Annotated in this window: 11 protein-coding genes; 8 read left to right on the top strand and 3 right to left on the bottom strand. The window is 62.1% G+C overall.

All coding sequences use genetic code 11. The features are described from left to right. Positions 1-363 precede the first annotated feature (363 nt). The 3 genes from LKX83_RS16475 to LKX83_RS16465 all read right to left on the bottom strand — a co-directional run bounded on the left by LKX83_RS16475 (position 364) and on the right by LKX83_RS16465 (position 2,329). Entirely contained in the window at positions 364-738 is a 375-nt protein-coding gene (locus LKX83_RS16475) for a DNA primase (protein ID WP_227883381.1), read from the bottom strand. Between the two features lie 104 nt (positions 739-842). Then, positions 843-1,022, bottom strand: a complete 180-nt coding sequence (locus tag LKX83_RS16470) for a hypothetical protein (protein WP_227883380.1) — start codon at positions 1,020-1,022, stop codon at positions 843-845. A 95-nt stretch (positions 1,023-1,117) separates the two neighbouring features. Continuing rightward, on the bottom strand, positions 1,118-2,329 hold the full coding sequence (locus LKX83_RS16465) for an MFS transporter (RefSeq protein WP_227883379.1): 1,212 nt from the start codon (positions 2,327-2,329) through the stop codon (positions 1,118-1,120). A 217-nt stretch (positions 2,330-2,546) separates the two neighbouring features. Here LKX83_RS16465 and LKX83_RS16460 point away from each other — a divergent pair, with 217 nt between their 5' ends. From LKX83_RS16460 to LKX83_RS16425, 8 genes are all read left to right on the top strand, one after another. After that, complete coding sequence (locus LKX83_RS16460; RefSeq protein ID WP_227883378.1) at positions 2,547-2,936, top strand: GntR family transcriptional regulator; 390 nt, start codon at positions 2,547-2,549, stop codon at positions 2,934-2,936. A gap of 6 nt (positions 2,937-2,942) precedes the next feature. Continuing rightward, the gene (locus LKX83_RS16455) at positions 2,943-3,680 is read left to right on the top strand and encodes an ABC transporter ATP-binding protein (RefSeq protein ID WP_227883377.1); all 738 of its coding nucleotides are present in this window, start codon (positions 2,943-2,945) and stop codon (positions 3,678-3,680) included. After that, a complete protein-coding gene (locus LKX83_RS16450; RefSeq protein ID WP_227883376.1) occupies positions 3,677-5,245 on the top strand; it encodes a hypothetical protein in 1,569 nt (522 codons plus the stop codon). Before LKX83_RS16455 ends, LKX83_RS16450 begins: the two co-directional genes overlap by 4 nt. A gap of 197 nt (positions 5,246-5,442) precedes the next feature. After that, the gene (locus LKX83_RS16445; RefSeq protein ID WP_227883375.1) at positions 5,443-5,889 is read left to right on the top strand and encodes a hypothetical protein; all 447 of its coding nucleotides are present in this window, start codon (positions 5,443-5,445) and stop codon (positions 5,887-5,889) included. Next, positions 5,886-7,007: a transglutaminase-like domain-containing protein gene (locus LKX83_RS16440; RefSeq protein ID WP_227883374.1), complete on the top strand. Its 1,122-nt coding sequence runs from the start codon at positions 5,886-5,888 to the stop codon at positions 7,005-7,007. Before LKX83_RS16445 ends, LKX83_RS16440 begins: the two co-directional genes overlap by 4 nt. Before the next feature lie 56 nt (positions 7,008-7,063). Further along, positions 7,064-9,082, top strand: a complete 2,019-nt coding sequence (locus LKX83_RS16435; RefSeq protein WP_227883373.1) for a peptidoglycan D,D-transpeptidase FtsI family protein — start codon at positions 7,064-7,066, stop codon at positions 9,080-9,082. A 305-nt stretch (positions 9,083-9,387) separates the two neighbouring features. Continuing rightward, on the top strand, positions 9,388-11,439 hold the full coding sequence (locus LKX83_RS16430) for a peptidoglycan D,D-transpeptidase FtsI family protein (RefSeq protein ID WP_227883372.1): 2,052 nt from the start codon (positions 9,388-9,390) through the stop codon (positions 11,437-11,439). Positions 11,440-11,536: 97 nt separating this feature from the next. Further along, on the top strand, positions 11,537-12,280 hold the full coding sequence (locus tag LKX83_RS16425; protein ID WP_227883371.1) for a Cof-type HAD-IIB family hydrolase: 744 nt from the start codon (positions 11,537-11,539) through the stop codon (positions 12,278-12,280). Positions 12,281-12,282: the final 2 nt, after the last annotated feature.

Raw genomic sequence — 12,282 nt, 5'->3', positions numbered from 1 at the left:
TGCAGACTACGCACATTCCGCGAAAAGGCCGGCCCAGCGCCAATGTGCGTATTCAAACTACGCACATTCCGCAAAAAGGCCGGCCCAGCGCCAATGTGCGTATGCAGACTACGCACATTCCACGAAAAGGCCGGCCGAGCGCCAATGTGCGTATGCAAACTACGCACATTCCGCGAAAAGGCCGGCCGAGCGCTAATGTGCGTATGCAGACTACGCACATTCCACGAAAAGGCCGGCCGAGCGCCAATGTGCGTATGCAGACTACGCACATTCCGCAAAAAGGCCGGCCCAGCGCCAATGTGCGTATAGACTACACACATCGACGAACGTGTCCATTTTCCTCGGGAATCTGGACGTTTAGCGCTAACGTCCAACGTCTTCTTTGGTCCAGACCGTCGCGGACGGATCCGGATAGACGATATACGCCTCCAGACCGGCTTTTTCAAGCTGCTGGATCAAATACTCTTCAGGCGTGCCTTCCACGCCTGCATATCCGCGTCGCGTATAAAGGTGCTCGGCGTCGGGGAAGACGTCCCCGAGCACCCCGCGGATGCGCCGTCCCGAGGCGTCGTGATCCATGAACAGGTACACCTGCCGGTCGCCGACGGATTTGCGCAGCATCTCGATACGGTTCGTATTGAGCGTGCCGAACGTGCAATAGATGGGAACGTCCGGAGATAACACGCGGGACAGACGGCTTTTGTCGTTCTTGCCTTCGACGATGATGGCGATCTCCATGGGACGCGTCTCCCTTCGGCGGCGACGGCGCGGTTCGCGCCCGTCTGACGCTTAAGTTGACTTATTGTACCACAAAAATGGAGATGCCATCGCGCGGCGGAACCTTACCAAGCCAGGAGGAGAAGGATGAGCAAAATAAACAGCACCAGGACGATCACGGCGGAACCGATGGCGCGCAGACGGCCGCCTTGGATGTGGGACATGTGATCTTCACTCCGTTCCGTCAGCCTCGCCGAGCCGGCGAGCCGGCCGCTTGCCGGCAGCCGCTCCGGGCCTTCCTCCATCCTATGCGAGCATGCCCATTCCGACGAGGGCGCCTGCCCAGTCCGGCTCGGAAAACGGCTCTTTTCCATGTCGGGGGAAGCGTCCGCCCGAATGATCAGGCGCCTCCCGCGGGCGGCGCCGAAGGATGCTTGTGCCACCCTTGGCCGTATATCGGCCGGGGAGCGAGCGCGATCAAGGCGAGCATCAGCACGGCGAACGCGAGGAAAAAGGGCGACAGGTGGCTGCGAACCGCGCCCGCCGCCACCGGACCGAGGAAGGCGCCGATCGAAGAGGCGATGGCCATCAGGGAAAACGTTCTGCCGTAGCGGGCCGGTCCGCTGAGCTGCAGCAGAAAAGACGTCATCGCCGGGAAGATGACACCCTTGGCCATGCCTAGCACGAAAAGGAGCGCCATCATCGGCACCGGCCAGTCCGATGCGAGTCCATAATAGGCAAGCGCCAGCAGCAGCAGGCCGATCACGCTGCGGGCGTAGGGCAAATAGCGCTGGAGAAACAGAAGGCCCAGCGTGGACAGCGCGCCAAGGCTGACCACGGAAAACAGCAAACCGGTCGTCAGCACCTCCGAAGCGGTGTTCGCCCGCAGCGGCAGCTCGAACGACAGGATGCCCTGCGCGCAGGACATCGCGACCGGCAGCGCAAAGACGACCCAGGGAAAGCGGCCGCCTGGCGGAGACGCCGCCTCTTCCGCCGGCAACGGGCCATGCGCCGGCAACGAGCCGTGCGCCGATTCCGGCGGCAGCGCATCCGGAAGGCTGCGGCCGGCCGGCTCGCGCACGAACCATATCGCGACGATGCCGGTCGCGAGGAGTCCCCAGCCGAGCAGGTTAAACGATTGCGCGAACCCGACCCGGGCGGCGAGCCAGGCGCCCGCCGCCGGCGATACGACCGAAGCGATCGTATGGACGAGTCCGTTTCCGGCCATCAGCTTGCCTTGATGAATATGATCGCGAGCGAGCTTGGCGAGCAGGGAGAGGCACGCCGGCGACAGGAAGGCGAGCACGAACCCGCTGACCGAGCGGACATACAGCAGATGCCAGGGGTCGGTTACCCGGGATTGGAACAACAGGAGCACGCCAGCCCCGACGAGGCTAAGGGAGATGAAGAGGCGGCTGCCGTACCGGTCGACCCAATAGCCCGCCAACAGATTGCCGGGCAGATGGGTGAGCGAGTACATGCCCATGATGAGGCCGATGAACGAAGGCGCGGCCCCCAGCGAAACGGCGAACGGGGTCAGCATCGGATATTGCGCATGCAGGTCGAAGAAGGCGACGAACAGGAACAAGTACAGCCATACAGCCGTTCTCACCGGCCATAACACCTCCCGGGATTGGCGCGATCCGACCGGGACGCGCTTGGATAGGTCTATCCTACTTGTACGTCGAACAAGCCGGGGTTATGCCCCTGACCGGAGACCTCCTCCGCGCAGATTTGGGCTTGCAAGTGTATGGCGATGCGTGGTACACTTATCGCAGAGTGTATGGTGTGTAGTCATACACGTCGTACAAAGGAAGAGGAAGGTGGGGATGAAGATGCCTCCCATCCAGGTTTGGACGATCGACGATTTCCGGTTGGACCCTTCCCGGCCGCTATACGAGCAGCTCGTGGAGCAAATGCGCGCGAAGATCGCCAGAGGCGAGCTCGAGCCGGGCGCGCGGCTGCCATCCGTTCGCGAAGCGGCAGCGGCCCTGCGGGTCAATCCGACGACGATCATGAAGACGTATCAGGAGCTCGAACGTCTCGGACTTATCGTCACGCATCGCGGTCAAGGCACGTTCGTGACCGACGCGGCGGCGGCCATCCGGGACTCCCGCCGGCAGCTCGCGCGGGCAGCCGTCGCCCAGCTCGAGGAGACGGCCCGGTCCATCGGGCTGACGCTGGCGGAAATCATCGCTTTAGCTCAAGAGGAGGAGTGATTGTCCATGTCGAACATTGCGAAACCGACGCAGGAGGGGTCAGCTGCCAAGGCGCCCGCTATCCGTTGCCGGGACGTCGGAATGACGTTGAAGAAAAAAAGCATTCTGGCGAACGTCACCTTTGAGGTGGAGGCGGGCAGCCTGACCGGCTTGCTCGGTCCGAACGGCGCGGGCAAATCGACGCTGATGCGGATTTTGACCGGCCTCGTCCCGCCGGAGTCGGGCACGGTGGAGCTGTTCGGAGCGCCGGCCGGACCCGAGCGGCTCGGCGTCCTCTCGTTCCTGCCGGATCGCGGGCAGCTGCCTCCGTACTTGACGGCGGGGGAGTGGCTGCAACTGGCGGCGGGGCTGTATCCGGACTGGAGCCGCGCCGCGGAGCGGGACTTGTCCGGCAAGCTCGGCGTCGACCCCGCGCAGCGCATCGGCGCGATGTCCCGCGGGGAGGAAGCGAGGCTTCAACTGCTCACCTGCCTCTCCAGGCAGGCGCCGCTTACCGTCCTCGACGAGCCGTTTACCGGCGTCGACCTCGTCTCCCGCGAACGGATCGCGTCGGCGGTCGTTGGGGAGATGGCGGACGGGGAGCGGACCTTCCTCATCGCGACCCACGACATCCGCGAGATGGAGCAGCTGTTCGACCGGATCGTCCTGGTCGGAGACGGGACGATTCGGGGGAGCCATCTGGTGGAAGACCTGCGTCGCTCCGGACGATCCGTCGAATCCTGCTATAGGGAAGTGTTCGCATGAAGAAGCAGCCGGACGCTCTCTACGAACTCGAGTGGCGCAGTTATCGCGCGTATTTGCCGCTGGACGCGAAGAGCGGCATGTATTGGGCAGCCACCTTTTTGGCCATACTTGCCGCCGCTCTGATTTTCTTGCGCGAGTCCGTTTCCATCGAGTCCGTCTTTGCCTTCGGCGCCATTCTCGTGGCGCTGCTGAGCGGATTCACTTCTTTATTTCAGTCGCTTGCGATTTGGGAGAACGGCTTTCGCGAGTGGTGGCTGACGTTCCCCGTGCCGCGTCGCGATTTGATCCGTGCCAAAGTGCGGGCCGCGATCCGCATGCAGTACTATACGGCGGGCAGCATCTGGATCGTCTGCTGCCTCTATGGACTCATCCGCGCCGCCGGCGGAGAGGGGGCGGAGCCGATCGCCGCCGACCGGCTGCTCGGCGACTGGATCGCCTATGGATGCTTGTTCGCGGCGATCGTTCCGTTGTGTACGATGATCGGCTACGCCCTGCTGGGCATGTATTACGGATGGCGGCGCTGGTTCCTGATCCCGCAGTTTTTCGTCAGCCTGTTACCCATTATGAGTTTTTCCCTAGTCAGCTCGGCATCAGAGGACATCCAGCGCTGGCTGAGGGCCGAGACCGTCTTCCTCTACGCGGGGATCGCCCTGGCCCTTGCCGCGCTGCTTTACCGGGCCGTGATGGCCTTCGTCGCCCGCTACGGCATGGCGGAGCTCGCGAAGCACCGCCCGGGCGGACACGCGGCCGGTTCCCGCGGCGGCCGCGGGACCGCAGTTCGCAGCAGGCTCCGCGTCGGGCACGGTTTCGCGGCGCTGTACGCGCTGGAGCGCGCCCGGTTCCGCCACTTCAGCTCGCTCAGGGTGGTGCGCATTCTATATGTCTGCGCAGCCGCACTCGCCGGCGCAGGCGCGTACTTTGCCGTGCGGGAGCGGGAGAGCGGACTGGGCATGATTCAGATTCTGCTGATCTTCCTCGTCGTCGTGCCGCCTTCGATCCTTTCTACCTTGACCCAGCACGACGCCAACAAGCGTCGAATCGACTGGTGGCTCGGCCTGCCCTACAGCCGCCTCTCGCTGCTGCTGGCACGGATGGCCGCGACATGGGCATCCATCGTGATCTGGATGGGCGGCCTGGTCGCCGCCGCGGCCGTCGGCGCCGCCTTGCGCGGCGGCGGGAACTTCGTTGCGACATTCGACTTCGGACGCGACGGGATGCTCCTGCTGTACATGGCTGCCCTCTATGTCGGACTTGGCATCACCGTCAGCTGCCTCCTTTTCGGACAGTCGTATTCGTTCCGCCACAAGCTCGTCACCTGGATCTATTTCCCGATCGTCACGGGCATCTATTTCGTTCCGATGATGATCGGAAAGTGGATGCTCGACGAGGAGGCCATGCGAAGCGGCGTAGGGATGACGCATTGGCTGTGGCTGGCCGTCGCGACGGCGATCGCGGCGCCGCTGGCCGCGATCTGCTTGCGGCTCGGGGCCAGATGGGTGCATCTCTATCCTTTCAACACGCAAGAGGCAGGACGTCGGAACCGGGCTTCCCGAAGGGCCGCTTAACGGGTGAAAGATCAAATAACGCGATACGGATTCGCCCGCGCGATGCGGGCGGATCCGTTTTGCCGTGCTTTGCGGACCGCGTTCCGATCGACGCTGGCGAACGTTGGCAGGAGAGAACGGGCGGGTCAGGTTTTACTATAGGCAAATAGGTAAAGTATAATAGAGTAGAGAACTCGCGTGCGTATGGAGGAGATGGCATGAATCTCGACTTCGAGGCCTGGAAGCAATTCGCGATCGATCACTGGGTAGTGATCGTGATCGCCGTCATTGCGCTGTTTATCGTTTTGAACGTCGTAAAGACGGTGCTGAAGTGGGTGCTCGTTGCGGCAATCGTCATCGGGGTCTTCGTCTACGGAGGAGTGACGGTGAACGATCTGAAAGAAGTCGGCACCCAGGCGATCGACAAAGCCAAGGGCGCGATCGAGGATGAAGCGGCCAAGGCGATGGCAAAAGAAGCCGAGGAGGCCACCTACACGCTGAACGACGATCAGACCTTCACGGTGAAAACACCGAACCTGGAGCTGCACGGGGTGCCCAATTCGGGCGAGGTGGAGGTCAAGTTCCGCGGGGCCTCGCTCGGCACCTGGAAAATGGAGGGGGCCGTCCGCAAGCTCGTTGAGGCGGCTCGTCAGTCGTCCAAATGAACATGCTGGACAGAAACTGGGTCACGATCGCGCTCGTCGCCATCGTGGCGATTTCGCTGCTGCAGGGCATGCGGCGCGGGGCCAAGGGGTCGGCAAAGCAACTGGTCTTCTTCCTGGCCGGGGCCGCGATGACGCTCGTCAGCGTGGCGGCGGCGGCCTGGGCGGCCACCGCGGCGTCGCCGCGCGTGCAGGCGTGGCTTGAAGCCCGCGCCTGGGTGCGTCCCGCGGCGGACGCATCCGCACCCTTGCAGTTCGGGTACACGCTGTTTGCGGGGCTGCGGGATTTGCCGCTGTTTCGCTTCGCGGTGCTGTTTCTGATCGTCTATCTCGTGCTGCGGACGGCGCTCGGGGCCGCCGCGTCGCTGCTCATTCACGTCGGCGCGATGCCCTTCGGGCTCGTGCCCGGCGGGGGTCCGATCAGCCGGACCTTCGGCGGCCTGATCGGAGCGGCGCTCGGGGGCGGGCGGGCGATCCTGCTCACCGCCTTGCTGTTCGCCTATTGCGCGCTATCGCCGCACAGCGCGTTCGCGGATTACATCCAGCAATCCGCGCTGTATCGGGAAGCGGCCTCGCAGATCATCAAGCCGGCCGCGGGCACGCTGCTCGCCGAGCGGCTGCCGGTGTTCGCCACCTCGATGCAGAGCGAGTTGGACAAGCTTTGGCAAAAGCGCTACGACGTCATCGACGCCGACATGCCCGCCGATATCGTCGCCGCAGCCCGCAAAGTCGCCGGAGACGGCAAGACCGACGAGGACAAAGCCCGCGCTCTTTACGCGTGGGTCGGCAGCCGCATCGCCTACGACAACGACAAGGTCGACGCGTACGAGCAGCGCGGGGAATGGCGCGAGCAATCGCCGGAGGACACGTTCAAGACCAAGAAGGGCGTGTGCATCGACTACTCCCGGTTGTATGCGGCCATGGGCAGATCCGTGGGACTGGACGTGCGCGTGGTGACCGGCCAGGGCTACGACGGGCGCGGCGGCTACGGCCCGCACGCCTGGAACGAGGTTTATCTGTCCGAACGGCAAGCCTGGGTACCGCTCGATTCGACGTGGGCCAAATCCGGGGATTGGTTCGACCCGCCCCGGTTCGACGATACACATATTCGCAAAGCATAATTCGCAAAGCATAACCGAACGGACGGTTGCGACGCGGCATCAGGAGGATTTGCGACATGAGCGACAAACTGACGGAAGAAGCCCAGAAACGCGAGCTTCGCAACCGCCGTCATTTCAGCGTGCGTCTGAATTTGTTTTTTTTCTCAATCTTTTTTCTGTTCTCGCTGCTCATCGTGCGCCTCGCGTACCTGCAGTTCGTGGAAGGCCCATCGCTCAAGGAAAGGGCGTACCAGATCAGCACCCGCAACGTCTCGATCCCGCCGATCCGGGGCAATATCTACGACTCCAAGGGCCAGCCGATCGCTTACTCGACGTCCACCCAGTCTCTCTATTACACGCTGGAGCCCGGGACGAAAAAGGAGCAGGGCCAAGCCATGGCCGAAAAGCTGGCCACCCTGTTCGCCCAATACGGCGATCCGAACCAGGAGCCGCTGACGGCCGCGGAAATCTTCGACAGCATGGACTTCGGCGGCCGGGTGCATCTGCCCTTCCAGCAGCGCCGGATCAAGGCGGGGCTGACGGAGAAGGAGATCGCCTACTTCAGCGAGCATCGGGACCAATTCAAGGGCATCGACGTCGTCGAGGAAAGCATCCGCCAGTACAGCCAAGACAAAGTGGCCGTTCAGCTGGTCGGCTACATGAAGCAGCTTTCGGGCGCTACGTCGCTCGACTACTACAAAGAAATCAACAAGGACCAGACCGACCCGACGCTGAAGTACCTAGACTCCGAGGAAGTCGGATTCGACGGGATCGAGTTGATGTACCAGGAAGAGCTGCGGGGGCGCAACGGCCTGAAGACGTATCCGGTCAACAACCAGAGCCAGATCATCGGGCCGATGCAGCTGACCAAGCCGGTCAAGGGGGACAACCTGTTCCTCACGATCAACCGCGACGTGCAGCTCGCGACGCAGAACGCGATCACGTCGCATCTGCAGAAGATCCGCACCTCGTCGAACAAGTCGGAGCGCGCGCCGAACGCGAAGACCGGTTTCGCCGTCGCGATGGAAGTGAAGACCGGCAAGGTCGTCGCCATGGCCAGCATGCCGGACTACGATCCGAACGTGTGGCAGGGCGGCATCAGCTCCAAAAACTACGAACAGTTCAAGTTCTATCTGAGCAACGGGGCGATCCGCGAGGTGCAGGCGCCGTACGACGACGCCAAGGAACGGATGAAGCATCCTTCCTCGCTCGTCAACCTCGGCTCCACGCAAAAGCCGCTGACGATTCTGCTGGGCCTGAACGAGAAGCTGATCACCCCGGGCTCCTCGATGTACGACCCCGGCTACTTCGAGTTCGGCCGCCAAGGCCACGAGACGCGCGTCCGCAACTCGCACAGCGCGGTCAACGGCAATATCGACGCGGCCACCGCGATCGCCAAGTCCTCCAACGCCTACATGTCCAAGATGATCGGCAACGCGCTTTACTTGCGCGACGGCTCCAAAGGCCTGGACGTCTGGGACAAGTACATGAAGGAGTTCGGCCTCGGGGTCAAGACGGGCAGCGGCCTGCCCGGCGAATCCAAAGGCTCGATCAACTACTACATCGAGTCCAAGCGGGGAAGCTCCCAGTCGGCGCTCGTCTATGCGTCGTTCGGCCAACAGGGCCGGTATACCGCCCTGCAGCTCGCGCAGTACGCGACGACGCTGGCGAGCCGGGGAACGCGCCTCAAGCCGCAGTTCGTCGATCATATCGAGGACTCGGACAGCACTACGGTTCAGCCGTACCAGAAAGAAGTGTTGAACCAAATCGAATACCCGGCATCGTACTGGAAAACGATCGAATCGGGGATGTCGCAGGTTAAGGTCCAAGGCTTCGAAGGCTTCCCGTACAGCTTCAACCGGAAAACGGGGACGTCGGAGCAGGACGTCGGCGGCGGCCGCGTCGAGAACGCCGTGTTCATCGCGTACGCGCCGGCCAACGATCCGAAGCTGGCCGTCGCGGTCGTCGTACCCGAAGGCGGCTTCGGCGGCTGGGGCGCCGCGCCGATCGCGCGCAAAATCTTCGATGCCTACGATGCCGCCGTCGGTCTGACCGACGCCGGTCCGCGCGGCGGAGATGGCGGCGCGTCCGACTGATTCTCGCCCGCCGGCCCAAATCTTCCAAATCCCGCGGTTCCTCAAGGAACCGCGGGATTTTTTGCGTGCGCCCGCGTTTTCCGCCGCTGTAGCGAAAGAAACTTTCGTTGCAGACGCCCCAACCCCCGAATCCGTCGGTCTGAAGGTGCGGTGTCCGTTCGCCTCGGCAGCCCATCCTTTTCAAAGAAAATTACGAGCGGACATGGTTAAACTTGTAAACCGCTTCTTTCGTCTATTGAAAGGCAGATTAATGGGGGTCCACAATATGGTAAAATGACCATAGACGGATCGAGGAGGAAAATACGATGGGCGGCACTACGACGGAACAGGCCAAGAAGAAGGAAATTCGCAAACGGATCCATTTCAGTTTTCGGCTGAACGTATTTTTCATGATCACCTTCCTGCTGTTCACGTTGCTGATCGTGCGGCTCGCGTACCTCCAATTCGTAGAAGGACCGACCTTTCAAGAACGCAAAGACCGGCTTACGACCGCAGGTTTGCCCATCCCGCCGATCCGGGGCAACATTTACGACTCCATGGGGCAGCCCATCGCCTTCTCGGTTTCGACCCAATCGCTCTACTATACGCTCAAGTCCGGCACGTTAAAGGAAGACGGTCAAGCCTTGGCGAAGCGCCTCGTGGACGTGTTCGACAAGTACGGGGACGCCAAGGACAAGCTGACGCCGGACGAGGTGTATCAAAAGATGGATTTCGACGGCCGGACACACTGGCCTTACGAGCAGCGCCGCTTGAAGGTGGGGCTGACCGAGCTGGAGATCGCGTTCCTGAGCGAGCACCGGGATGAATTCCCCGGCATTGAGCTCGTCGAGGAGAGCATCCGGCAGTACAGCGAGGACCGCGTCGCCGTACAGCTTGTCGGCTACATGAACAAGATGAAGGGCGCCAAGGAAAACATGGACTTCTATAAAAAGATTAACGAAAACCAGGACGATCCCGGGCTCAAATATCTCGCTACGGAAGATGTCGGCTACGACGGCATCGAGCTCATGTACCAGAACGAGCTGCGCGGCCGCAATGGCTACAAATCCTACCAGGTCAACCGGGACAGCCGCATCGTCGGCGACGAGAAGCTGACCAAGCCCGTAAAGGGCGACAACGTCTATTTGACGATCAACCGCAACGTCCAGTTAACGGCCCAGCAGGCGATCATGGACCAAATCGAGACGACGCGCAAATCGACGGTCAAAACGCTGAAGGACGCGCAGCCGACGACGGGCTACGCCGTGGCCATGGAGGTCGATACCGGCAAAGTCGTCGCGATGGCGAGCATGCCCGATTATGACAGCAACATTTGGCAAGGCGGCATTAAGACGACGGAGGAGTATCAGGCGATCTCGCCGTTTATCGGCAACGGGGCGATCCGCGAAGTGTTCCCCCCATACGACGACCCGAAGGAGCGGGCGCAGCACCCGACTTCGCTCGTGCCGCTCGGTTCGACGCAGAAGCCGCTGACCATCTTGACGGGGCTGGCGGAAGGGCTGATCACGCCCAACACCCGTTGGCCGGACCCGGGGTATTTTCCTTTCGGGGCCAAAGGACATGAGACGGAAGTGCAGAACGCGGGCCGCGCGGCCAACGGGGTGCTTACGCCGATGACCGCGATCGCCAAATCTTCGAACGCTTTTATGGCGGCGAATGTCGGCAACAAGCTTTACATGCGTAGCGGGAAAAAGGGCGTCGAGATCTGGGACAGCTATATGAAGCAGTTCGGACTGGGCGTGAAAACGGGAAGCGGGTTGCCTAAGGAATCGCCCGGCTTTATCGAATATTTGACAAGCGCGGAAAGGGAAAGCCCGCAATCCGCCCTGATCTACGCCTCGTTCGGCCAGCAGGGCAAATATACCGCCTTGCAGCTCGCCCAGTACGCCTCTACGCTCGCTTCGCGCGGCAAGCGGATGAAGCCGCAGCTCGTCGATCATCTGACGGACAGCGACGGCAACGTCGTGTCTTCCTTTCAGCCGGAGGTGCTGAACACGATCAAGCTGCCTTCCGCCTATTGGAGCATTATCGAGGACGGCATGGATCGCGTCGGCGTGCAGGGCTTCGAGGGCGTGAACTACTCGTTCCGGCGCAAGACGGGGACGTCCCAGCAGCAGGGGGTCGGCAAGCGCAAGTTCGTCGAGAACGCGGTGTTCATCGCGTACGCCCCCGCCGACAAGCCGAAGCTTGCCGTCGCGGTCGTCGTTCCGGACGGCGGATACGGGGGCTGGGGTGCCGCCCCGATCGCGCGCAAAATTTTCGACGCGTACGACGCGGAGATCGGGCTGACAAGCGCCGGCCCGCGTCAGCCTGCGCAAGCGCAGGATACGGTCGAGGCGCCGAATCCAGGCGCATAAGGAGCGGAGGGCGGATCGTGCGCGGCCTGGAAATATGATAGAATGGCAAAGAAGCATTGTAGGCTGGGCGAAAGAGATAAGGAGATGAACGACTGGAGTGGGAAACTACCGACTGCTAGCGCTCGATCTGGACGGGACGCTGCTGAACGACCGGCAAGAGATCAGTCCCGCCAATCTCGAATGGGTGCGCAAAGCCTCGGAAGCGGGCGTCACGGTATGCGTATCGACCGGACGGGGATTCCCGAGCGCGCTGCCGATCGCCGAGCAGATGGCGCTTACGACGCCGATGATCACGGTTAACGGGGGCGAGATTTGGCGCAAGCCGCACGAGCTGCACCAGCGGACGCTGCTGGAAGCGGAGAAAGTGATGAAGCTGCACATGCTGGCGGAGCGGTATCCGGAGACGTGGTTTTGGGCGTACTCGACCCAGGATATCTACAACAAAGAGAAATGGGTCGACGATACGTACGCCCACGACTGGCTGAAATTCGGCTATTACAACGAGGATCGCGCGGCGCTGGCCGAGATTTGGCAGGAGATCCGCGGCTGGGAAGGGCTCGAGCTGAGCAATTCTTCGCCGTCTAATATCGAGATCAATCCGATCGGCATCTCCAAGGCGACCGCCATCGCGGAAGTGTGCAGGATGATTGGCTGCGACATGTCCGAAGCGGTGGCCGTGGGAGACAGCCTGAACGACCTGGCGGCGATCAAGGCGGTCGGCCTCGGCGTCGCGATGGGCAACGCCCAGGAGGAAGTCAAGGCGCAGGCCGATGCGATCACCGCGTCCAATCAGGAGGACGGCGTCGCGCTTGTCATCCAAAATTACGTGCTGAAGGCGTGATC

The organism is Cohnella baijiui (assembly GCF_020731285.1).
Taxonomy (GTDB): domain Bacteria; phylum Bacillota; class Bacilli; order Paenibacillales; family Paenibacillaceae; genus Cohnella.
The sequence above is the reverse complement of the archived record's forward strand: the minus strand, read 5'-3'. Positions and strand labels throughout refer to the sequence as shown.

Bases quoted from the DNA above. Each gene is read 5' to 3' on its own strand.
- LKX83_RS16440 (WP_227883374.1), top strand. From the start codon at position 5,886: ATGAACATGCTGGACAGAAACTGGGTCACGATCGCGCTCGTCGCCATC.
- LKX83_RS16435 (WP_227883373.1), top strand. From the start codon at position 7,064: ATGAGCGACAAACTGACGGAAGAAGCCCAGAAACGCGAGCTTCGCAAC.
- LKX83_RS16475 (WP_227883381.1), bottom strand. From the start codon at position 738: ATGGAGATCGCCATCATCGTCGAAGGCAAGAACGACAAAAGCCGTCTG.
- LKX83_RS16470 (WP_227883380.1), bottom strand. From the start codon at position 1,022: ATGGAGGAAGGCCCGGAGCGGCTGCCGGCAAGCGGCCGGCTCGCCGGC.
- LKX83_RS16460 (WP_227883378.1), top strand. From the start codon at position 2,547: ATGAAGATGCCTCCCATCCAGGTTTGGACGATCGACGATTTCCGGTTG.
- LKX83_RS16445 (WP_227883375.1), top strand. From the start codon at position 5,443: ATGAATCTCGACTTCGAGGCCTGGAAGCAATTCGCGATCGATCACTGG.
- LKX83_RS16450 (WP_227883376.1), top strand. From the start codon at position 3,677: ATGAAGAAGCAGCCGGACGCTCTCTACGAACTCGAGTGGCGCAGTTAT.
- LKX83_RS16455 (WP_227883377.1), top strand. From the start codon at position 2,943: ATGTCGAACATTGCGAAACCGACGCAGGAGGGGTCAGCTGCCAAGGCG.
- LKX83_RS16430 (WP_227883372.1), top strand. From the start codon at position 9,388: ATGGGCGGCACTACGACGGAACAGGCCAAGAAGAAGGAAATTCGCAAA.